The sequence below is a fragment of the Bacillus sp. 0209A genome (assembly GCF_036765095.1).
Taxonomy (GTDB): Bacteria; Bacillota; Bacilli; order Bacillales; family Bacillaceae; genus Bacillus; species Bacillus subtilis_G.
In genome coordinates this window covers 303,872-327,036 of sequence record NZ_JBAIZV010000004.1, presented here as the reverse complement: position 1 = coordinate 327,036, position 23,165 = coordinate 303,872, and the positions used below count along the sequence as shown (strand labels likewise).

19 protein-coding genes, 1 pseudogene and 1 riboswitch are annotated in these 23,165 nt (G+C 44.0%); of the genes and pseudogenes, 11 read left to right on the top strand and 9 right to left on the bottom strand.

Annotation, left to right across the window (positions count from 1 at the left end; genetic code table 11):
* Positions 1 to 37 precede the first annotated feature (37 nt).
* On the bottom strand, positions 38 to 1,051 hold the full coding sequence (locus V6D44_RS16680; RefSeq protein ID WP_333516744.1) for a potassium channel family protein: 1,014 nt from the start codon (positions 1,049 to 1,051) through the stop codon (positions 38 to 40).
* A 603-nt stretch (positions 1,052 to 1,654) separates the two neighbouring features.
* Between V6D44_RS16680 and V6D44_RS16675 the strand changes: the two genes are divergently transcribed.
* Positions 1,655 to 3,076 (top strand): sugar porter family MFS transporter, encoded by a 1,422-nt coding sequence (locus tag V6D44_RS16675; protein ID WP_289346585.1) that lies wholly within the window; start codon positions 1,655 to 1,657, stop codon positions 3,074 to 3,076.
* A 48-nt stretch (positions 3,077 to 3,124) separates the two neighbouring features.
* On the opposite strand, the gene bdhA is transcribed toward V6D44_RS16675, so the two are convergent.
* Complete coding sequence (bdhA, locus tag V6D44_RS16670; RefSeq protein WP_087991323.1) at positions 3,125 to 4,165, bottom strand: (R,R)-butanediol dehydrogenase; 1,041 nt, start codon at positions 4,163 to 4,165, stop codon at positions 3,125 to 3,127.
* Between the two features lie 439 nt (positions 4,166 to 4,604).
* On the opposite strand from bdhA, the gene walM reads away from it, so the two are divergent.
* Positions 4,605 to 4,976, top strand: coding sequence for a cell wall metabolism protein WalM (walM, locus tag V6D44_RS16665; protein WP_087991324.1), 372 nt, complete (start codon positions 4,605 to 4,607; stop codon positions 4,974 to 4,976).
* 65 nt (positions 4,977 to 5,041) lie between these two features.
* Positions 5,042 to 6,082, top strand: a complete 1,041-nt coding sequence (locus V6D44_RS16660; RefSeq protein ID WP_333516743.1) for a hypothetical protein — start codon at positions 5,042 to 5,044, stop codon at positions 6,080 to 6,082.
* A gap of 31 nt (positions 6,083 to 6,113) precedes the next feature.
* On the opposite strand, the gene V6D44_RS16655 is transcribed toward V6D44_RS16660, so the two are convergent.
* The 7 genes and pseudogenes from V6D44_RS16655 to V6D44_RS16625 form a co-directional block, all read right to left on the bottom strand.
* Positions 6,114 to 6,272: a hypothetical protein gene (locus V6D44_RS16655; protein ID WP_202328354.1), complete on the bottom strand. Its 159-nt coding sequence runs from the start codon at positions 6,270 to 6,272 to the stop codon at positions 6,114 to 6,116.
* Positions 6,273 to 6,466: 194 nt separating this feature from the next.
* Complete coding sequence (locus tag V6D44_RS16650; protein ID WP_087991327.1) at positions 6,467 to 6,676, bottom strand: cold-shock protein; 210 nt, start codon at positions 6,674 to 6,676, stop codon at positions 6,467 to 6,469.
* Positions 6,677 to 6,759: 83 nt separating this feature from the next.
* Complete coding sequence (locus V6D44_RS16645) at positions 6,760 to 7,575, bottom strand: alpha/beta fold hydrolase (RefSeq protein ID WP_333516742.1); 816 nt, start codon at positions 7,573 to 7,575, stop codon at positions 6,760 to 6,762.
* A gap of 12 nt (positions 7,576 to 7,587) precedes the next feature.
* A complete protein-coding gene (locus V6D44_RS16640; protein WP_202328352.1) occupies positions 7,588 to 8,565 on the bottom strand; it encodes a DUF4003 family protein in 978 nt (325 codons plus the stop codon).
* Positions 8,566 to 8,661: 96 nt separating this feature from the next.
* Positions 8,662 to 10,203 carry an outer spore coat copper-dependent laccase CotA gene (gene cotA / locus V6D44_RS16635; protein WP_087991330.1) on the bottom strand — a complete coding sequence of 514 codons (1,542 nt, stop codon included), beginning with the start codon at positions 10,201 to 10,203 and terminating at the stop codon, positions 8,662 to 8,664.
* Positions 10,204 to 10,354: 151 nt separating this feature from the next.
* Entirely contained in the window at positions 10,355 to 11,764 is a 1,410-nt protein-coding gene (gene gabP, locus V6D44_RS16630; protein ID WP_087991331.1) for a GABA permease, read from the bottom strand.
* Between the two features lie 37 nt (positions 11,765 to 11,801).
* Positions 11,802 to 11,897: pseudogene (locus tag V6D44_RS16625) on the bottom strand (hypothetical protein); the annotation flags it as partial.
* A gap of 276 nt (positions 11,898 to 12,173) precedes the next feature.
* Between V6D44_RS16625 and V6D44_RS16620 the strand changes: the two are divergent.
* From V6D44_RS16620 to pbuG, 8 genes are all read left to right on the top strand, one after another.
* On the top strand, positions 12,174 to 13,046 hold the full coding sequence (locus tag V6D44_RS16620) for a cation diffusion facilitator family transporter (RefSeq protein ID WP_333516741.1): 873 nt from the start codon (positions 12,174 to 12,176) through the stop codon (positions 13,044 to 13,046).
* Positions 13,047 to 13,196: 150 nt separating this feature from the next.
* Positions 13,197 to 14,159, top strand: a complete 963-nt coding sequence (locus V6D44_RS16615) for an AAA family ATPase (RefSeq protein WP_087991333.1) — start codon at positions 13,197 to 13,199, stop codon at positions 14,157 to 14,159.
* Positions 14,156 to 15,352, top strand: a complete 1,197-nt coding sequence (locus V6D44_RS16610) for a DUF58 domain-containing protein (protein ID WP_253269149.1) — start codon at positions 14,156 to 14,158, stop codon at positions 15,350 to 15,352. The genes V6D44_RS16615 and V6D44_RS16610 overlap by 4 nt, the downstream gene beginning before the upstream one ends.
* A gap of 20 nt (positions 15,353 to 15,372) precedes the next feature.
* Positions 15,373 to 17,577, top strand: coding sequence for a DUF4129 domain-containing transglutaminase family protein (locus V6D44_RS16605; protein ID WP_202328350.1), 2,205 nt, complete (start codon positions 15,373 to 15,375; stop codon positions 17,575 to 17,577).
* Positions 17,578 to 17,738: 161 nt separating this feature from the next.
* A complete protein-coding gene (guaA, locus tag V6D44_RS16600) occupies positions 17,739 to 19,280 on the top strand; it encodes a glutamine-hydrolyzing GMP synthase (RefSeq protein ID WP_087991386.1) in 1,542 nt (513 codons plus the stop codon).
* 110 nt (positions 19,281 to 19,390) lie between these two features.
* Positions 19,391 to 19,924 (top strand): sigma-70 family RNA polymerase sigma factor, encoded by a 534-nt coding sequence (locus tag V6D44_RS16595; RefSeq protein ID WP_253268874.1) that lies wholly within the window; start codon positions 19,391 to 19,393, stop codon positions 19,922 to 19,924.
* A complete protein-coding gene (locus V6D44_RS16590; RefSeq protein WP_202328348.1) occupies positions 19,906 to 21,372 on the top strand; it encodes a DUF4179 domain-containing protein in 1,467 nt (488 codons plus the stop codon). Before V6D44_RS16595 ends, V6D44_RS16590 begins: the two co-directional genes overlap by 19 nt.
* A 146-nt stretch (positions 21,373 to 21,518) precedes the next feature.
* Positions 21,519 to 21,620: riboswitch (purine riboswitch) on the top strand.
* 135 nt (positions 21,621 to 21,755) lie between these two features.
* On the top strand, positions 21,756 to 23,078 hold the full coding sequence (pbuG, locus tag V6D44_RS16585) for a hypoxanthine/guanine permease PbuG (protein WP_087991336.1): 1,323 nt from the start codon (positions 21,756 to 21,758) through the stop codon (positions 23,076 to 23,078).
* Positions 23,079 to 23,165 lie beyond the last annotated feature (87 nt).

The window sequence follows — 23,165 nt, the reverse complement described above, 5'->3', positions numbered from 1 at the left end:
GTGAAAAGTCCGGAGTGATCAAACACTCGGGACTTTTTTACGTGTGATCTATTGTCTGCTCCTGAACAGGCCATTTTCGGGCACCAGCTTGGACAATGCCTAGCAGCAATTGACGCCGTTCCTGTAAAGAATGGATAGCCGTTTGGAATGTCTGCTTTGATAAAGTGGGTATGCCTTTTTGTTGAAGTTTTGTGATATCTGGTTCCGCCGGTACTTGTTCAGCGGAATGGATATAGGCGGTATGAACGGTATCCAAGTAGTTTTTGATACTTGAGCGCGTTTCTTTGATGTGAAGCTGGTTCGGCTGATATTGTTCAGGAATGCCGTATTTCAAAATGGTTAATGCCTCATCCAATACAGTGACAGCTATAATGGATGATTCCTGGCGCTGCGTGCTATGGTAAAAATGAAGAATAGGGAAGGCGTAATGCTGAGCGGTCAGCTTTCCCAGCTCTGATGAGATCGTGACAAGAAGAAAATCAATGTCGTGAAAATCTTTGCCGTTCCATGCATTCTGGACAATTTCAGTTCCGTCACGCCCCACGCTTAATACACCTTGGGCAAAGGAGCGCTTTTGGTTAACCGCACTTAATACGGAAATCAAATAGGTGACAGAAAATGTGATTGTGAGGAGGTCATGAGCTGTTTCTATGACCGTGACGAGCTTCCATAGGTCTCCGTTTGGTGCGAGGTCGCCATTCCCTAATGTAAACATGACATAACCGGTAAAATAAATTCGGTCTGACAAGGATGCCGGTTCTTTCGTTTGAGTGTCCATAAGTGAATGGGGGTCACTTGAGAAAATCAAAAACCACCCGTCCCAAAATAAAATGATCCATATCACTAATGTCAGGCATAACAGCAGAGGACCTGCCGTGCTGAGAACCTTTGCGTGGTCTCCGCTGATTTTGCGGAAGCCTTTCCACAGCCATGCTGACAAACATCTTGTGATCGGGCCTGCGCCGCTCTCTAACCATAATGTGGTCCATAAAAAATCGATCATGCCTGCTGTTAACAATAAAAGGCCTGCAATGACATAAACCTCATTCAATTTTGTTGCCTCCCTTAGCCAGCCATCTTTTCTTTTTTATTTCCTTTTACCTTTAGTCTGAAACAATTGTTCAAATGTTTGATAAGAAAGTCATTGTATAGAAGAAAAACAGGAGGAGTTACCCAACAGTTAACCATCTTGTCGTTGATAGCAGATAAACAGAAACTCACAGAAATTTTGACTAGATTTACTTATTTTCACAAAGAAAAAAGTTCATTTTCCCCTTGAATTGATGATTTTTCTTTGATTAGATAAAAAATTTTCAGAAATTTATATTGACTGTAAGTGTTTTTATAATTATGATAATATCAGAAGTAACAAAAATGTCACTATTATATTACTAAAATAGAACTATCAAGTGACTATAAAGTAACAAGTTGTCGAGTGTATGTGCAAAGAAATGCTCACTGTTTTTTTAGATGAAAATGAAATCGCTTCCAAAAGAACTGAGAGGCTAAGCTGAAGGGAAGGTAATGAGGCCATTGGATAAACATGAAGAATTTTTTCTGAAGCCTTCTCACCAGATGTAAGAAAAGCAGCAACCCTAGAATAAGTTTTTGAAATACGCAGTAATCGATTTTGAAAAAGACTGGGGGAAACAGTATGAATAAACAAGGTAATCAAATGTCATTTTTACGTACAGTTATTATAGTCTCGACTTTCGGCGGTCTCCTCTTCGGTTATGATACGGGAGTGCTTAATGGAGCTTTGCCGTATATGGGAGAGCCGGACCAGCTTAACCTCAATGCCTTCACAGAGGGGCTTGTCACCAGTTCACTTCTTTTTGGAGCCGCATTGGGTGCCGTATTTGGCGGCAGGATGTCTGATTTTAACGGCCGCCGCAAAAATATTTTGTTCCTCGCTGTTATATTTTTCATATCAACGCTCGGGTGTACGTTTGCTCCAAATGTAACGATCATGATTATCTCCCGTTTTGTGCTCGGAATTGCGGTCGGGGGCGCATCAGTTACGGTTCCTGCCTATTTAGCGGAGATGTCTCCTATGGAAAGCAGGGGGCGGATGGTGACGCAGAATGAACTGATGATTGTATCAGGACAGCTTTTGGCCTTTATTTTTAATGCGATTCTCGGAACAACAATGGGAGACAGCTCCAATGTGTGGAGATTTATGCTCGTCATTGCGTCGCTCCCTGCGGTATTCTTGTTTTTCGGTATGCTTAGAATGCCTGAGAGTCCTCGCTGGCTCGTCTCTAAAGGGAGAAAAGAAGATGCTTTGCGGGTTTTGAAAAAAATTAGGGATGAAAAGCAGGCTGCGTCTGAGCTGGAAGAAATTGAATTCGCTTTCAAAAAAGAAGATAAGCTTGAAAAAGCGACGTTTAAAGATCTTGCGGTACCGTGGGTGCGCCGGATTGTGTTCATTGGAATCGGGATTGCGATTGTACAGCAAATTACAGGTGTAAACTCAATTATGTATTATGGTACTGAAATTTTAAGAGATGCCGGTTTTCAAACGAAAGCCGCATTAATCGGAAATATCGCGAATGGCGTGATTTCGGTATTGGCAACATTCGTCGGAATCTGGCTGCTAGGGAAAGTTGGCCGCCGGCCGATGCTGATGACAGGTTTGATCGGTACGACAACGGCATTATTGCTGATCGGGATATTCTCACTTGTGCTCGAAGGATCACCGGCTCTTCCATATGTGGTTCTGTCGTTAACAGTGACATTCCTTGCATTTCAGCAGGGTGCGATCTCGCCAGTGACGTGGCTGATGCTTTCTGAGATTTTCCCGCTCCGCCTTCGCGGTTTGGGAATGGGGGTCACGGTATTCTGTCTGTGGATGGTGAATTTTGCAGTCAGTTTCACTTTCCCGATATTGCTGGCCGCGATTGGGCTGTCCACAACGTTCTTTATCTTCGTTGTACTAGGAATTTGCTCTGTATTGTTTGTGAAGACATTTTTACCGGAAACGAAAGGGCTTTCGCTTGAGCAGCTGGAGGATAATTTCCGCGCTTATGTTCGCGGCGAGGCGAAGAAAGATTCCAGCTCTGAAGTGGTTGGATAAGGCATATAAAAAGAATCCGCATCTGTGTGCGGATTCTTTTTTGTTCCATTAGTTAGGTCTGACAAGGATTTTGACTTGGTTTTTCTCTTTAATAAGAGCCCCGAAGCCTTCCTCGATCAAATCGTCTAATACGATTTTTTTTGTTACAAGTTTGTCAGCTGCAAAATAACCTTCTTTCATTAATGACAATACAGCCGGGAAGATGTCGCGGTATCCGATAATTCCTTTGACTGTACGTTCTTTGATGACGATGTCGTTCGGGTGGATTTCAGCGCCTTTTTCCCAAATGCTTACAATGACTGTTTCACCGGCAATTGTAGTGGATTGGATCGCTTGTCGCAGTACCACTGGAACGCCAGTGACTTCGAATGCTACGTCGACACCGCCTCCAGTACGTTCTGCAATTTCAGCGACTACATCATCTGTTTTGGACGGATCAACGATGATGGCTCCAAGCTCCTCAGCTTTTTGCTGGCGTTCAGGTGAAAGCTCGACAGCGTAAATGTCAGTCGCTCCAGCAGCCTTCAGCGCTTCAATCACAAGAAGCCCGATCGGTCCGCAGCCGAATACAGCCGCTTTGTCACCGGCTTTGATTTTGCTTGAGCGGACAGCGTATAAAGCGACCGCGGAAGGCTCAACAAGAGCGCCTTGTTCATATGATAATTCCTCAGGAAGTTTGAACAACAGCTCTTCATCTACAGAGACGTATTCAGAGAAACCGCCGCCTCCGCCGGCTAAGCCGAGGAATCCCATTTGTTCATCAAGGTTGTAGGCGCCCTGGTGACCGTGTGTTGCAAAAATCGGTTCGACTACGACTCGGTCTCCTGCTTTATAATTTTCAACGCCTTCGCCGACTTCAACAACTTCACCGGAGAATTCATGGCCCATTGTGACAGGTGCTGTTTCATTCGTTAATGGATGCGGTTTGTCAACCGGAATAAAGATCGGGCCGCCAAGATACTCGTGTAAATCACTGCCGCAGATACCGCACCATTTGACTTTGATCTTTACTTTTCCCGGCTCTGTTTTTGGCTCTTCAATATTTTCAATACGGATATCCTTTTGGTTATGCCATCTTGCTGCCTTCATGGATTACCACTCCTATATCTTTTTATATGAGTAATTCCGCACTGATCAATATGAACTGTTCACAAAATCGCCATTTTTAAAACCAAAAAAGAAATGAAAATTTTATATAATGTAATTTACGTTTTTAAAAAAAGAAATTTTGAAGAAAAAAGAGTCTCGCACGCTCTTTTTTCTTTATTATGAGAGAGTATGAATCGTTTACATAACTATGAAATTTGGTTTGAACAATACGGTAATGGTTCGTTCATATTGAATGCGATAACTACTCTATCAACAATTATAACGCTTATATTCCAATTATAATAGGATAATCTTCCATGGTTTATTTTAGCATTGGCAACTATTCTGGCTTTGTAACATTACTGTAAGGATATTGAAATAAAAATTCCCTGGTTGATCGTGTACAATTTTTCTAGATGTTAACAAACAGGGGGACGAAATGTTGAAGAAAGTCATTTTAGCCGCTTTTATCTTAGTAGGAAGTACTTTGGGAGCTTTCAGTTTTTCAGCAGATGCCAGTGCGAAACATGTGAATGGAAATATTACTTGGTATAATGGAGTCGGGAAAAAAGGCTCTTCAGGAAAAAAACTTGGGCACTGGGACTGTGCGACCAAGATCGGATTTGATGTTCCTAAAAACGGGACAAAAATCAGAGCTTATGCAAAAGCGAAGCCTAAAAAGGTGATTACGGTTTACAAAAATGATGTTGGCAGAATGCCTCATGCAGTACTGGATGTAAGCCCTAAAGCGTTTAAAGCGCTTGGATACCCATTAAGCAAAGGAAAAGTAGCGGGACATTACAGCTATTAATCTACATATATAATCTGTAAAGCAAGAAGTCACATTCTTGCTTTTTCTATTGGTGGAGATAAGAGATGAAAAAAAGAATCATATTATTGTTAACAGTCGTGATAGCGGCAGCGGGCTTTGTGTTTTATGTTGTAAAGGATAAAGGCCATGAGAGCGCTGCTGATGTTTCAGTCAATACGGAAAGCGGTGATCAGCTGCTCGTTTCGATTACGAATACCGATCTGCTGACGAAGTATTATGAAAATGACAAGGTGATCCATGAGGAGGAGCTGACCGGCTATCCGGCATTTGCCTTGGATCAAAAGCAGCGGGTGCTCTATTATACGGGCAATAATGATCAAAATGAAATGAGGCTCTTTAAGCTGGATCTAAAGTCTAATAAAAAGATGATGCTGTATAAAGGCGCTGAGAGTGCGGACAGCTTGTTTTTATCGAGGGACCGTTCAACCATCTATTTCCGTTTAGGGAAAGCGGACGAAAGCAATTTTCGGATCGCGTCCTTTGATCTGAAAACGAAGAAATACAAAAACCTTTATCCTGCCGTGAATGATCAGGATGACAGCGTCAGCAGCTTCTTTTATAACAAAAAAACAGATTCATTTGCATTTCTTCATTATTCTGTAGAAGAAGATTACAAGAAAACAGATGAAGCGAACGAAAAGGGGATCGATCCTGAACCGACAACGATTCATTTTGCGTCAGGCCGTCAAAACAAATTTGATGAGCTGAAGAGCCTTGACCAGTTTATCAGTGATATTGCTGTTTCTGATGATGATAAACGTATGTTGTTTACATCATATACACAAAAAGGCACGGAGCAAACCGCTTCTATTCAGATGCTGAAGGCGGATACGAAAAAATATGAAACCGTCATTTCGAATCAAAAAAACTTTAAGCTGTTAATTGACGCTCAGCCGCAGTTTTCTAAGGATGGAAAGAAAATTTATTTTCTCGCCGAAGCCAAGGGAGCTAAAAAATTGAAGGATGAAACAGGGCGTGAAGCAAAGGTTCGGACGTTTTATTCCTACAACCTTGAAAAAAAGACGTTCGAAAAAGTGTGGGAAAATCCGAACGGCATCATCAACAGCTTTTCTGTTATTAGCTGAAAAAACCACTCGGCATGGGCTGAGTGGTTTTTTAATGGATGAGATGCAGGACTGATGAACCGAGCCATTTAAAGAAATGGATCAGCGGTATCGACAAAAACAGAAGTTCAACATATGAGTGGATGGCAAGGTTCAGCTTTTTGATCTGAGCTCTTTTTTTTAGGTCGTTTCGCTGCTGGTTTGCGATCATGTTATCACCTCATCGATATCCATATTATACCATAACGACAGGCGAAAAAAAGCCCTAAACGTAGACAGTTTTGGGCTTCTTTCTTTGTTTTAGGCCACTTTTGAAATGGAGGCTTTTTAGTCTGGATATAGAATTTGCGTCTCCGTTCGGGGAATGTTTGCTTGCAGGAGACTGCATTTGTTTATAGGGAAGAGCTAGCTTGTTTTCGTTTGACCGTTGTTTTGGAGATTCACTAATGAACGGATGCCGTCAATCATTTTGCTGCCGCACAAAGGGCATGATGGCGAGTCACTGCTGGCAAAGTTTTTTCTGCTCCAGCCGTTGCAGTCTTCTTTTGTGCATTCCCAAGTACTCACATCTTCTTTAGGCAGCGGTTCTTGATTACGTTTATTATAGTAAGACATAAAGTCACTTCTTCCCTCATGTATTTTAACTGCACATTTCTTATTGTCTCATACTTTTCCCCAATCTCCTAATTCCTTTTTCTTTATGGCTTTCCAATCAGACCATCTAAAAAGGAGAGGAGTGTACTGTTAAAAGCATCAGGCTCTTCTAAAAACGGGCAATGGCTACTTTTAGAAAAGGTGACGAGCGTGGAGTTGGAAATTTTGCCGCGCAAGTGTTCTCCAGCTGCTGTAGAGAAAAATTTGCGGTCTTCCCCGAAGCAAAGCAATGTCGGTACAGTAATGTTTTGAAGGGTGTCACGGTAATCAGCAGCCGTTTGGTTAAATAAAATCGTGCTTGAAATGGCAGCCGGCTGTTTGAGGATTTCTGCCAGCATCCATTCTTTTTCTGTCTCAGCAGGCGGTTCCGCGAACATATTCTGAATGAAGCTTTCGTAGAATGGCAGCGGATCAGTCTGAATGGCGTGCATCGCCGTTTTTAAACCGTCAAAATCAAACGGGCCGTGTTTCCAGCCCTCCCACTGATAGTCGGAAGCGGATTGGTCGATGATTACAGCGGCTTGTATGTTATCATTCCCAAATTGATTGAGATAATCCCATACGACAAAAGCGCCCATTGACCAGCCGGCGAGAACGGCACGATCGAGCTCCATTGCTTTTAGAAACTCCCTTACGTCGCGGGCGTATTGGGAAATGGTGTGGCCGTGAAGCACTTTGTCGGATTCGCCGTGTCCTCTAAGGTCGAGACGAATAAACTGATAATTGGCAGATAGTGCTGAACATTGTTTGTGAAAAAACTGCCCGCTCATCAGCACCCCGTGTATAAACAGGATCGGTGTACCGCTCCCGTGCGTTTCATAGTATAGACGTGTCTGATCTTCTAATGTGATGTATGGCATGTTTCTCCTCCTCTAGTTTCCGTCTTGAGAATGAATGGCTGCTGTTGAGCTGATGATGGCGGCTGTCGCAGCTGTCTGCTGAGCCTGAATTGCCGCTTCGATTGCGGTGTATAGGCCTGATTCCATCAGCAGATTGTTCTCCATATACTCACTGAGATATAAGCAGACAGCAATTTTAAAATTAATCCCCTTTTGCCGTTTAAATGCTTTATCTTGGTTTAATTCGCGAGCGATAGCCAAAACGGTTTTGATATCTGGCTCTTCCAGAAATGTGAGAAGGGCAAGGTCTGGATAATGATAATCCTTAGGCTTTTTGAAAGATGCAGTGATGGATTGATATATATGTTTGTAATGGGAAACAAGTGTTTCAGGGGCTTTTTCACTTTGTAAGGCCAGAATATGGCTGACCTGATGTAAGTACCGCCCTTTTTTAAACCCGTTGGCCGCCAGCAGATGATAGCATGTTTCCGCTTTGTTTAGCGCCTCCAAACCTTTTCCGCTTTCGCCAAGCAATACGGCAAGCGGAACATTCTGGGGTGAAGTGAGGAAATAATGATTTTTCTTCATCTGCTGATAAACAGAAAGCCCCGTGTTCATCTGTTCTCTTAGGTTTGTTGTGTCTGATTTGCCGGTGAGCAGGATCAGGGCGGAAAGGTACGTGAATATATCCCGCTTATATCCAAGCTTCACCATTTCATTGTATACGTCGATGAAAGTCAGAAACGTTTGTTTTGCCTCATGCTGAAAATGAATGTCCAGAATGGAAGCAACTGTAAAGCGGTGGTGGGAATTGAGTGTCGAGAAGCTGCCGATGTTTGATTTGATATAGCTGCTCAAATCATAAAAGCGCTCAAAATCAAACTCTCTTTTATTCACAATATATGCAGACGAAATGAGTATTAATATCTGATCTTGTGCAACTTTCCATTTTAATTTTGATTTTAATTCGGCATAAATGGAAATGTATTGTTTTGTCTTTTCGCTCAGCATAAAAACGCTCCTTATTGCTGTTTTTATGTTATACGAAAAATGGGGCCAAAAGTTTCTTAAAGAAAAAACTTGCCTGCGAGAGGCAAGTTTGTCGGGTTATTTACGGGGATCTGTTATATCCATCGGTCTCATCATGTCATAGTCTTCATGCTCAAGAATATGGCAATGCCATACGTATCGTCCGCTGTATGGCCCGAATGTTGCCGCGATTCTCAGGACTTCACCGGCGTGAGCTTGAATGGTGTCTTTCCAGCCCTTTTCACTTGGAGGCGGCGGAACAGCCGGGCCTGTATAGGACAATTCCCCGCTTTCTTGATAACGTGCGATATCAAATGGCCGGCGGTCTAATACACGGAAGGAGACCAGATGCAGGTGAATCGGATGTGTTCCGCGTGTCGGATTGATAATGGACCATATTTCAGTTGTGCCGGCTTTTGGTGCTTCTGTGACAGGGTCGTGCCACCGTTTGTTATTGAGAAGAAGGACCGGTCTGCCGTATTCGTCCTGGGTGCCTGCCAGTTTCAGTGTTCTGATGTTTTGGATTCTTTCATTCTGCACCGAAGGGTATGAGGCGAGGTACTTCGGCTTTCTGCTTTCATCTTTTTGTGCCAATGGTTTTGTGACTCTGAATTGCATGATATTCGCATCTGTTTCGGGATTGACGTCACCGCCGCAGCCTGCGCTGTTTGCCAAAATGATCGATTGTCCTTCATAGGCTGTGAAATCAATGATGATATCATAACGTTCGGCAGGTGCAAGACTGAAAGAGTTCAGTTTAGCAGAGCGCGGAAGAAGCCCGCCGTCTGAACCGATCTGAATAAATTCTCCGCCGTTATCGAGTGACAGATTATAGGTTCTCGTATTGGAGGCGTTGATGACGCGGAAGCGGTATTTCCTCGGTTCGACCTCCAAGTATGGCCAAACCTTCCCATTCACCAGTATGGTTTTTCCGCAAAAAGCCGGAACGATTGAAGGATTGGGAAGTGTCGGGGAAGGGTTTTCCGGTCCGTTTGGATAAAACAAAGAACCGTCCTCGTTGATCGTGCGGTCTGTGATAAGAAGCGGTATGTCGTATTCGCCGGAAGGCAGCTTTAAGCGTTTTTCCTTTGGATCGTGAATGAGATAAGCGCCGACGAGTCCGGCATAGACATTCAGCCTGGTAAGCGCCATGGCGTGATCGTGATACCACAAAATAGCACCGCGCTGCTGATTCGGATAATGATAAACCTCTCGTTTGAAATAAGGGCCTGTTTGCTCGAAGTTTTTGGAAAACCAAGCTTCCGGATACCCGTCACTATCATCTGGCGTGACGCCTCCGTGTAAATGTACAACAGTCTTTACTTCGGGCTCATCATGCTGGCTGTCGCTGTGATGAATCGTATGGTCAATCGGAAGGAAATGCGTTGAAGGAAGGTGATTCATCCATTTCACATAAACGTTCTCATTTCTTTTGACCTCAATGGTAGGTCCCGGAAATAAGCCGTTGTAGCCCCAAAGGCGGGTCGGGGGGAGATCGCGGTGGAGCTGGTGAGTGCATTCTTCCATAGTGACTTCGTAGTAAGTCTTTTCTTTTGTTTGCTGAACAGGCTTTAGTGTATCTGGGATAGGGAGAGCATCCGCAAATTTTTCAAGTATCATTTTTCATCTGTCCTTATCTAAATTTTCCATATTGGTATTATAGTTAATGACAATAAGGACGTGATGGTTACAAAAAAATGGCGTGCCGCTGCCTGCCCGAAGAAGAAATAACAAAATCCTAAACGGGAGTCCGTTTAGGATTTGATCAGCATTAAGGGAGGATGTCGGACTGCTGATGTGTGACAGACTTGGCTGCCGCTTTTTCGCTCACCTTGCGTTTTCTGAACACAAGATAAGAAATCAGAACGATTCCTGTGATGACGCCTGTCAGCAGCAGCTCGTCTCTCATGGAATCAATGAATGCCATAGATACTAAAATCCCGCAGATGGCGATAATGGTCACGTAGGTTAAGTATGGGAAGAGCCACATTTTAATCTTTAAAGCTTCAGGGTTCGTTTTTTCAAGTTTTTTACGCATTCTCAAATGGGAAACAGCGATGACGAGATAGACGAGCAGTGCAATTGCGCCTGATGAATTGACTAAAAATAAAAAGACGGTATCAGGAGAAAAGTAATTCATCACAACCGCGATATATGAGAAAAGTGTACCGGCAACAATCGCCTGTACGGGAGCACCTTTTTTGCTTAATTTCATAAAGCGGCGCGGTGCTTCGTTTCTTTCTGCAAGTGAATACAGCATTCTGGATGTGGTGTACAAACCTGAATTCAGGCAAGAGAGTACAGCGGTGAGGACGATAAAATTCATAATCTGCGCGGCAGCGGGAACACCGATATGCCCGAGCACAGCGACGAACGGACTTTCTAAAATATTGGCTGAATTCCAAGGCAAAAGCGCAACGACAACGGCAATAGAGCCGACGTAAAAGACAATGATGCGCCACACAACGGAACGCGTCGCTTTGGTCACGGATTCCAATGGATTGGATGTTTCTCCTGCAGCGATAGCAACGATTTCCGTTCCCATAAAGGAAAAAATAACGACGACAATGCCAAGCAATACGGAGCTGATGCCTTGCGGGAAAAATCCGCCTTGGCCCGTCAAGTTGGAGAGGCCCACTGGACTGCTTCCTGGTGCGAACCCAAAAATGAAAGCGAATCCAATAATTAAAAACAAAATAATCGTAACGACCTTAATAAGGGAGAACCAATATTCGAATTCACCGAATGATTTAACGGAATAAATGTTGGTCAGCGTGAGCAATACGGTCAAAATTAAGCTTGTGAGCCACAGAGGAATATCGTGGAACCAGTATTGAATGATGCCGGCTCCGGCAATTGCTTCAATCGCGATAACGACGACCCAGAAAAACCAATACAGCCAGCCGATTGCAAATCCGGCCCATGGCCCGATGGCGTCATGAGCGTATTGGGAAAACGATCCGCTCGTCGGGTTTACGGAAGACATTTCACCGAGCATTCTCATGATGAAAATAACCAGTAAGCCGGCTAGCGCGTAAGAAACAATAGCACCGGGACCGGTCGAGTGAATGACTGAACCGCTGCCTACAAATAGGCCGGCTCCGATCACGCCCGCGATCGAAATCATGGTCATATGGCGGGTCTTTAATTCTTTTTTTAATCCTGATTGAGACTGGTTCATAAATTACCTCCTTAAAGAATGAAACCATTACTGAATATTATGATAATTGAAACTCTATCATAAATATACAGTTTGTCGAAAATTCGTGTAAGAAAATATAACAGTTTATTTTAAATTTGTAGGTTATTGTTTGTGGTGTTTTAAGCAGATAAGCTTGGATTAAAAGAAAAAATGTTTCGTTAATTATTCATTTTTGCAGCTAGCGTAGTATTTTAAAATATCGAAGATCGCAGAGGTATTGGCGGCATTGAATTTTAAGGATTTTTAGAGGAGAAAGAAATTGGTTTAGAGAAACAGTGTTCCGCCATAACTATTTTTCTGTGGCGAGTGAATCATGTTTCTGTAGACCCACTGCTATTCAGCTTTGTAACATTATAATAGGAATTCACGAGCGGAGAGGAGGTTTTGTATGGAGAGATACGATGAACTGAAGAAGGGAGAAGCCGGGGCTATTGTCAGCATTTCCGCGTATCTTGTCCTGTCCGCGATTAAGCTGATCATCGGTTATTTCTTTCACTCGGAAGCGCTTATGGCAGACGGGTTTAATAACACAACTGATATTATTGCTTCTGTTGCTGTGCTGATCGGCCTTCGCATCTCTCAAAAGCCTCCTGATGAAGATCATCCATACGGCCACTTCCGGGCGGAAACGATTGCATCACTTATCGCATCCTTTATTATGATGGTTGTCGGACTGCAAGTGCTGTTCAGCGCCGGAGAATCTATTTTTTCTCCTAAACAAGAGACACCGGATATGATTGCGGCTTGGACGGCAGCAGGCGGGGCAGTCCTGATGTTTATGGTGTACCAGTACAATAAAAGGCTGGCCAAAAAGGTGAAGAGCCATGCGCTCCTTGCCGCGGCCGCTGATAATAAATCGGATGCGTTCGTCAGCGTCGGCACGTTTATCGGAATTACGGCTGCGCAATTCCGCCTTGCTTGGATTGATACGGTCACGGCGTTTGTGATCGGTCTGCTCATTTGCAAAACGGCATGGGATATTTTCAAAGAATCATCTCACTCTTTGACAGATGGATTCGACGTAAAAGACATTTCAGCTTATAAACAGACAATCGAAAAGATTCCAGGTGTACGCCGTATAAAAGATATTAAAGCGAGATACTTGGGCAGTACGGTCTACGTTGATGTGGTGGTTGAAGTATCCGCTGATTTAAATATTACGGAAAGCCACGATATTGCCAATGAAATTGAGCGGAGAATGAAGGAGGAGCATGCGATTGATTATTCACATGTTCATATGGAACCTTTAGAACGCAAATAATTGAGCTTCCTGTCATAGGAAGCTTTTTGGTGTGATTTATTCTGCTTTATTGGAAACAATTTGCTAGAATCGTTTTTTTATACAGATCGCTTTTTGTGGTAAAGTTAGGTTACAATATGATGAATTTTGTAGATGACTAGGAGGAAAAGAATGGCATACCAAGAAGACCTGCATCCTTTGCTGGGGAAAGCAGTTGAACATATTAATAGAGTAATGGTGGGGAAACGAGACATCGCCGTACTCAGCTTAGCAGCCATTCTTGCCAAAGGGCATGTGCTGCTTGAGGATGTGCCCGGAGTCGGTAAAACGATGATGGTCCGCGCGCTGGCAAAGTCAATCGGCGCCGACTTCAAAAGAATTCAATTCACTCCGGATTTGCTGCCATCTGATGTCACAGGCGTGTCCATCTATAATGCGAAAACGATGGAATTTGAATACCGTCCCGGCCCGATTATGGGAAATATCGTGCTGGCCGATGAAATCAACCGTACCTCTCCGAAGACACAGTCTGCTTTGCTAGAAGCGATGGAAGAAGGAAGTGTAACGGTAGATGGCCATACGATGCCGCTTGCGGCTCCGTTTTTTGTCATGGCAACGCAAAACCCGTTCGAATATGAAGGGACGTACCCATTGCCGGAAGCCCAGCTTGACCGTTTTTTATTCAAACTTCGCATGGGTTATCCGACCTTTAATGAGGAGCTGGACGTCTTATCTCTTCAGGAAAAAAGCCATCCGATTGAGACGCTTGAGCCGGTTATTTCAAAAGAAGACTTCATCCGTTTGCAGCGGGAAGTGCAAAATGTCCGCGCCGATGACAGCATTAAAGAATACATTGTGGAAATCGTGCAGAAAACGAGACAGCATGCCTCTGTTCAATTAGGCGTCAGTCCGCGCGGATCAATCGCTCTCATGAAAGCGGCCCAAGCATATGCGCTGCTCCATCATCGCGACTATGTCATTCCGGATGATATTCAATATTTGGCTCCTTTCGCGCTTCCGCACCGGATGCTGCTGCAGCCAGAGGCGAAGTTTGAAGGTATCGAGGCAGACGCGATCGTACGGGAGATCATGTCCGTTGTGAAGGTACCGGTTCAAAGGTCGTCGATCCGCTGATGAAGAAGACGCAATGGCTGGTATATGGGTGGAAGCTGATTGTATTAACGCTATTGACGGCTGCTGTTTTTTCTTACGCGATGTTTCAAGGCGGCTTTGTCAGCTGGTTTTTGTTTTACGCGTTTCTCCCTTTTGTCGTGTATGCCGGACTGCTGGCGTTGTATCCGCTCCGCTCTTTTCAGGCTTCACGGCAAATGGCCAAAACACAATTGCAAGCGGGGGACAGGCTGGGCGTGTCGGTAACGCTGAGAAGGAAGCTGCCGTTTCCGCTGATGTATATGGTGATTGAAGATTGCCTGCCAGAAGGAATCGAGTCATTGAACCGAGACGAAGCCGTGGCCAAACGTCTCGTTTTTCCTTGGTTCAAACGGCGTATGACGATGTCGTATGAACTAGCTCGCGTACCGCGCGGAGAACATCATTTTCATGCTGTCAGGGTGCGAACCGGGGACGTTCTCGGCTTGATTGAAAAAACAGCTTTTTATGAGCTGGATGATACCCTGTTTGTTTATCCATCTTTTCAGCATCTTTCTTATCAGGTGAATGAGAGGCATCAGGAAGATGGTGTAAGCGGGTCTTCTCGGGTTCATCAGCACCATTCCGCAGTCGCAGCGAGTGTTCGGGATTACCAGCCGGGAGACCGGTTTGCCGCGTTAGACTGGAAGACTTCTGCACGGCGGAGCCAGCTGATGACGAAGGAATTTGAACCGTCTCGAAGCAAAAACCTGTTTCTTCTGATGGACCGTTTTTCCTCTGAAGCATTCGAAGAGGTCGTTACTGTGTCAGCTTCGATTCTTCATTCTGTTTTACAAAGCGGCGCGGGGGCAGGTTTGGCCTCAGTCGGAAAGGAAAAAACGCTTTTTCCTATTCAAGAAGGGGAGCAGCATTTTAAGCGCATGCTTCGGCATTTAGCCGTCGTTCATTGTGATGCGGCTGACCCGGTAAGCCGATATGTACGGGAGGAGCTGGGGAAGCCGTCTGTTCGCAAAGCTGATAAGGTGATCGTCACGGGGCAGTTCACGGAAGATTTGTTGAACTTAGCAGAAACCGGGGGAGGCCGGTTTACAGTGATCCTGGCAAAAGAGAAAGACGCTGAGCTTTCTCAAGCTGAAAATGTCATGGTCGAACGCATGATGAAACGCCAAATCAGAGTTCAGGTCATGAGGGGCGGACGAGTTTCGCGTGTTGTTTAGAAAGAGGGGTGACGGTGCACATGCCGCACGATGATCAGAAGGGAAGCCGTTTGAGCTTGCTGCTATTTTATTTTCTGGCGTTTTTATTGCTGTGGGAGTGGCTCAGACCGCTTGACCGTTTTACAGATACGAAACATACGGGCTTTTTTATTGTCTTTATCGGCTTGACGTTTCTACTGAGTTTTTTCAGAATGAGGTGGTTTGTCACCGTTCCTTTTTGTGTCTTATTTACGTTGATCTCGGTGCACATCCTGTTTTATCAAGGGTCCATATTTGATTTGAACTGGGTCAGCTCTTTTTTGCGGGATGTCTATTTGAATATCACGCTGATACAATCAGGGCAATGGAATGACATGATTCCTTCGTTTCGGACCCTGTTGTTTTTTGTGCTGTTGTGGCTGCTGGTCTATCTCCTTCATTATTGGGTGATTTACCAGAGAAGAATCTTATTTTTCTTTATGATGACAGTAGCGTATATTACGATTCTTGATACCTTTACGCCATATGATGCCACTTTTGCCGTCATCCGTATCGTGCTGATCGGCTTCTTTATGCTTGGCCTTTTATACTTAGAACGCATCAAGCTGATGGAAAGAATCGCATTGCCAAAAATATCTGTCCTGAAATGGTTTCTGCCGTTATCGGTATTCATTTTGGCTGCCGTGGGATTCGGACTTGCCGCTCCGAAATCAGATCCGGCTTGGCCTGATCCGGTGCCTTTTCTCAAAAAAATTACCAATCAAGAGCGTGTGCCGGCTGGTGAAAGCAAAATCGGATACGGGAACCATGACGAATCACTCGGCGGCCCGTTTCAGCAGGATGACACCCCTGTTTTTACTTGGCAGGGAAAAGAGCGTACGTATTTCCGTGTGGAAACGAAGGATACGTATACCGGGAAAGGTTGGATTGAAACAGACACAGGCATGTCATATCAGCTAAGCGGAGGGAAAGTTGAAAATCTATGGTTTGACCACAAGGTTGCGACAGAACGCAGCGCCGTCCGTGTCAAAGTTGATGAACACTACGGGTATAACCATGTGATGTATCCGATCGGTGCGAAAACCATACAGCCAAAGCAGGCTGTCTCGCTTGAAATGAACGGAAACACGGAACAAATTTCCCCGATCAGTGAACAAGCCGGTGAGATCAGAAATATGGGGAGCTATTCCGTAACGTACAATTCCCCGGTCTACAAGCTGGATGAGCTGAGAAAGGTGAAAGTGAGAAACAACAGTGAGGAATACACATTCAGCAACCGCTATATGCAGCTGCCGGATTCACTGCCTGAGCGGGTGAGAACCCTTGCGGCCAAGCTGACTCAGGATCATGATAATATGTTTGATAAGGTGAAAGCGGTTGAGGACTATTTAGGTTCAAATCAGTTCACATATGAAACCGAAAACGTGACCATCCCTAAGGATGATGGGGATTATGTCGATCAATTTCTGTTTGAAACAAAGATGGGCTACTGTGATAACTTTTCTTCCGCTATGGTGGTGCTCCTGCGTTCGGCCGGCATTCCGGCCCGCTGGGTCAAGGGGTATACATCAGGCGAATATAAAGAAGCGGGAAACAAAAACGGCAGCATCTACGAGGTGACAAATAACAACGCCCATTCCTGGGTAGAGGTGTATTTCCCAGAACAGGGCTGGGTCACATTTGAGCCGACTAAAGGGTTTACAAACCCGGCTGCATTTACTTCTTCTGACACAAAGGATTCCGGCAGCGAAAGCAGCAGCTCACCGGAGAAAACAAAAGAAGCGCAGAAAAAAGAGAAAAAACAGCCGGAAAAACAAAAGGAAAAACGGGAGACACCTGTTTCTAAAAAACCGTCCGCTTCACGTGAAAATGCCGGGGCGGGCTGGTATGGAGCGCTTGGGGTTCTTGCAGTCCTGCTCTTGGCAGCGGTCTTGCTGTATGTTTTCCGTTCGCTATGGATTCCTATTTTCGTTGTAAGAAAATTGAAGCGGCGCAGCGATCAGCACGTGTTTTTTGAGGCATATGGCGCGCTGCTGAAACAGCTGAAGAGAAGAGGCATTCCGAAACGAGACAGTGAAACGCTGCGTGACTATGCGAAACGAATCGATGGAAAATATAGCTCGGAAGACATGTCAAAGCTGACATCAAGCTATGAACGGGCGCTTTACAGAAATGAAGATTCGAAGGCGCTTTGGAATGAAACCAGAGAGTTATGGGAAAATTTAATTAAAAGAAGATGGTCTTGACCGCTTATCGACGTGTTGTTAGAATTAGTGAATATTATCGGAGTCTGGGAGCGAGTTACCGGACTCCGGCAAACGGCCTTGCCAAAGAGGGCGGATCGTGTTTCATATCTGTCCTCGTTTTTTTCTGTGTCAAAAAACTTAGAGGAGATTAGGTGACAACCATGACAAAGTTAGTGAATGAAATGATTCTTGTCCTTGATTTCGGCAGTCAGTATAACCAGCTGATTACACGCCGTATCCGTGAATTCGGTGTATACAGCGAGCTGCATCCCCATACATTGACGGCTGAAGAAATTAAAGAAATGAATCCGAAAGGAATTATTTTATCCGGCGGTCCAAACAGTGTGTATGATGAAAACTCTTTCCGCTGTGACGAGAAAATCTTCGAGCTTGATATTCCTGTTTTGGGAATTTGCTACGGCATGCAGTTGATGACTCATTACCTTGGCGGTAAAGTTGAAGCGGCAAGCCAGCGTGAATACGGAAAAGCAAACATCCACATCGAAGGCGCACCTGATTTGTTCAAAGATCTTCCGAACGAACAAGTGGTTTGGATGAGCCACGGCGATTTGGTTGTAGAAGTTCCTGAAGGCTTCACTGTTGACGCGACAAGCCATCACTGCCCGAATTCAGCGATGAGCAAAGCGGACAAAAAATGGTACGGCGTTCAGTTCCATCCGGAAGTGCGCCACTCTGAATACGGCAATGACCTTCTGAAAAACTTTGTATTCGGCGTTTGCGAATGTGAAGGCAAATGGTCAATGGAGAACTTTATCGAAATTGAAATGCAAAAAATCCGTGAAACGGTCGGAGATAAGCAGGTTCTTTGCGCGCTAAGCGGCGGCGTTGATTCCTCTGTTGTTGCTGTTTTGATTCATAAAGCGATCGGCGACCAGCTGACTTGTATCTTTGTAGACCATGGTCTTCTCCGTAAAGGCGAGGCTGAAGGGGTTATGAAAACATTCAGCGAAGGCTTTAACATGAACGTCATTAAAGTAGACGCACAAGACAGATTCTTAAATAAACTAAAAGGCGTTTCTGATCCTGAGCAAAAACGCAAAATCATCGGTAATGAATTCATTTACGTGTTCGATGATGAAGCGGACAAGCTCAAAGGCATCGACTATCTTGCACAAGGAACGCTTTACACTGATATCATCGAGAGCGGTACGGCAACGGCGCAAACGATCAAATCTCACCACAATGTCGGCGGGCTTCCAGAAGACATGCAGTTTGAACTGATCGAGCCGTTAAACACGCTCTTCAAAGACGAAGTGCGCGCGCTTGGCACAGAGCTCGGCATTCCCGATGACATCGTATGGCGCCAGCCTTTCCCAGGACCGGGACTCGGAATCCGCGTTCTTGGCGAAGTAACAGAAGAAAAGCTTGAAATCGTTCGTGAATCAGATGCGATTTTACGTGAAGAAGTTGCGAATCACGGCTTAGAGCGTGATATTTGGCAATACTTCACTGTTCTTCCTGACATCCGCAGCGTTGGTGTAATGGGTGACGCGAGAACATATGATTACACAATCGGAATCCGCGCCGTTACATCAATTGACGGCATGACATCTGACTGGGCGCGTATCCCGTGGGATGTGCTTGAAGTCATTTCGACACGTATCGTAAACGAAGTGAAGCACATTAACCGCGTGGTGTACGATATTACAAGTAAGCCACCTGCGACGATTGAGTGGGAATAAGTAAATAGCTAATAGAAAAACGTCCCTTTTACAAAAGGGGCGTTTTTTTTGTGAACTTTTTGAAACCGTTTCGGCAGTTTTCCTATCTAACAACATAGGAGGTGGATAAGGTGAAGGAAGAAAGATTGATTACAAAGGCGAGAAAAGGAAATGCTCGAGCCTTTGAAAAGCTTATGCTGGCACATCAGGAGACGTTATATAAAACAGCCTATCTCTATTTAAGAAACAAAGAAGATGCACTTGATGCTGTACAGGAAACGGCTTATAAAGCCTTTATTCATATAGAAAAACTAAAAGAGCCAAAGTATTTTTTAACGTGGCTTACTCGAATACTGATTCATTCCATTTTCGCCATGAATAAAAAGAAAGGAGATTTGGTTCCGTTTGAGAAACAGCATGATACTGGCACTGATCAAGCCAATATCGAGGAATACATGGATTTGCGAAATGCGATTGATTCACTTGATGAACATGTTCAGCTCACGATTCAACTCTATTATTTTCAAGATTATTCGATTTCAATGATAGCTGAACAAACAGGAATGGCAGAAGGCACAATTAAAACACATTTACATAGAGCAAGAAAAGCTTTGAAACAGGAGCTGGAAAAGGAGGACCAAAACAAATGGACAAATACCAAGTAAAACAGATGTATGACGAAATAAAAGTGCCAAAGAAAGCACTCAAAAAGGCAATACATCAAGCTGTCGTTCGTGCTGAAAATGAAAGTAACAGCAGGCGCCGTTTTAAATGGGGACGAATCCTAACAAATGGTATCGCTGTTACTGCTGTGGTAGGTATACTGTATTTAACGTCCGGTCTTTTTCTGCCATCTGTAAACAAAGCGATGGGAAGCATACCCATTGTCGGCCAAATTTATAAGGATTTTCAAGATAAAGTTGGCCTATCATTGTTTAAAAGCAATTTGGTCACAGCTTTGAATGAAAAAGCAGAGTCTAGGGGAATCACTGTTTCTGTAAATAGCTCATATTACGATGCCGGACAGCTTGTCTATAACTTTACTGTGGATAACTTCCAGTCTGATGAAAAAGAGATCATGTATGATGTGGACGAAGCGAGTTATAACGACAAGTTTTCAATCAACTACGATTTCTTAATGCTTAAAAAATTAAATAACAAGCAATACGCAGGACAATTAAGGATTTATACAAATGGTACTGAAATAAAAAATGGGGATACTGTGCCTTTTGTGATTACTCATATCAATGAAATACAGGGGAATTGGAGATTTAATCTGCCTATTACCAAAAAGAATGCAAGTTATTTAGAAAGTTCAAAGGAGGTATCGGCTTATCATAATCGTTATCAATTTTCCAATATTCAAGTGGAAAACGGAAAACTTGGATCTGTCCTTCAATTTACAATAGATTATCAAGGCATAGCAAAGAATGATGAGGTTGAAATTAACGAGGTCAAAGATGATTTAGGAAACACATATGAGATGTCAGCGTCAAACATCGAACTTGGAGACCGCAAAAAAGTAAACGAGAGAACGGTAAGAGCAAAAGGCCAAACACAGTTAAAATCACCAATCAATCCAAAAGCGAAAAAGCTAACATTAATAGCAGATATTAGATTTGAGGCTGAGGGCAGTGAAATCGTTCCGCTAAATGCAGAGATGCCGTTTCGTGTTTCAGAAACAAACCATCAAAACATAGGGATTGAAATCAATAACATGAAACAAGAAGGGAGGAAAGTATTGGTTTATTACCGCTTCACTGGAGTTGATACTTCAAGTATGAACGAAGATGACTTAGTGAATATAGGTGAAATGATTGGCCTTGGTGATATGAAAAAAATGCAATCATGGCCTGATCCAATGGCTTATTATGAAGAAGGTTATTATTTGAAATGGAATAAAGCTGAAGTGAAAAATATGAACACAGCCGAAATGGTATCTACTTTTGAACTGGATGATGCCTATCTTGATAAGCTTTCTTTAAAGCATTTTGAGTTTAATAAATATGGTCTTTATATTGATAAAGGCGTTTTAAATGACCTGGTTCAACGAAAGCCATTCTCGTTTACTGTACCAGTGCATCAGGTGAGTCAGCCTGCCAAGATAAAATAAGCATAAGTTGAAAAACCGTATGAAGTCATACATACGGTTTTTATCATTGTTATCAATTTAGTCAATAGACGAATAAACCATTTTTTTGAATCGGTAATGTTCGTTTTTTATATTGTCATTTCAAAACGAACTTGGTACAATAGACACAGAAATCAAATAAGATAATTCGTATAATCGCGGGGATATGGCTCGCAAGTCTCTACCAAGCTACCGTAAATGGCTTGACTACGTAAACATTTCTTTCGTTTGATATAAATAAAACACGTTTATTTATACGAACTGAAATCCGTCTGTAGTCAAGCGTCCCAAAATGCATTGGGGCGTTTTTTATTTGGCGTTTTCAGGGCAGGATAAATAACAAAGAGTGAAGGGAGTCAAATAGCTTGAAAAAGTTTTTTCAGTTTGATGAGCTGGGCACCAGCTATCGCAATGAAATCATTGGCGGATTAACGACTTTTTTATCTATGGCATATATTCTGTTCGTCAATCCGATTACACTTGCTTTGGAGAGCGTGAAAGATTTTCCGGAAGCGCTGAGAATTGACCAAGGCGCGGTCTTTACAGCGACAGCGCTGGCGTCTGCGGCAGGCTGTATCTTAATGGGACTGATCGCGAGATATCCGATCGCCATCGCGCCAGGTATGGGGCTGAACGCGTTTTTTGCGTTTTCTGTCGTGCTCGGCATGGGCATTTCATGGCAGGCCGCTTTGTCTGGTGTTTTCATTTCAGGTCTTATCTTTGTTGCTCTTTCGTTAACAGGTTTTCGTGAAAAAATCATCAACGCCATTCCCCCAGAGCTGAAATTGGCAGTCGGCGCGGGTATCGGCCTGTTTATTACATTCGTTGGATTACAAGGTTCAGGAATTATTACATCCAACCCTTCCACACTCGTCACCATCGGAAACATTCACAGCGGTCCTGTGCTGTTAACGATTTTCGGTGTAATTGTAACGGTTATTTTAATGGTGCTTCGCGTTAACGCGGGCGTGTTTATCGGGATGCTGTTAACTGCGGTTGCCGGCATGATTTTCGGTTTGGTTCCGGTTCCGACTCAAATCATCGGCAGTGTGCCGAGCCTTGAGCCGACTTTCGGACAAGCGTGGCTTCATCTGCCGGATATTTTCTCCGTACAAATGCTGATCGTCATTTTAACGTTCTTGTTTGTCGGATTTTTTGATACAGCGGGTACACTGGTTGCTGTGGCAACTCAAGCTGGTTTAATGAAGGAAAACAAATTGCCGCGTGCGGGCCGTGCGCTTTTAGCTGATTCATCTTCGATTGTGATCGGCGCCATGCTCGGTACGTCTACCACAACTTCTTACGTGGAATCAAGCTCAGGCGTCGCTGCGGGTGCCCGCTCAGGATTTGCGGCAATTGTAACAGGTATTCTCTTTTTACTGGCTACGTTTTTCTCGCCGCTTCTATCAGTCGTTACCTCAAATGTAACGGCTCCGGCGCTGATCATTGTTGGTGCATTGATGGTGGCGCCGCTTGGCAAAATCGCTTGGGATAAGTTCGAGGTGGCCGTTCCCGCTTTCCTTACCATGATCATGATGCCGTTAACATACAGCATTGCAACTGGGATTGCCATCGGATTTATTTTCTATCCGATTACGATGGTGTGCAAAGGAAAAGCCAAAGAGGTTCATCCGATTATGTACGGGCTGTTTATCGTTTTTATCCTGTACTTTATCTTCTTAAAATAACGAATGAAACCAGCTGCCTTGGCAGCTGGTTTTTTTGTTGCAAAAGGTAAAACCATTTCATACGATATACCGTCATGTAGATGTGCC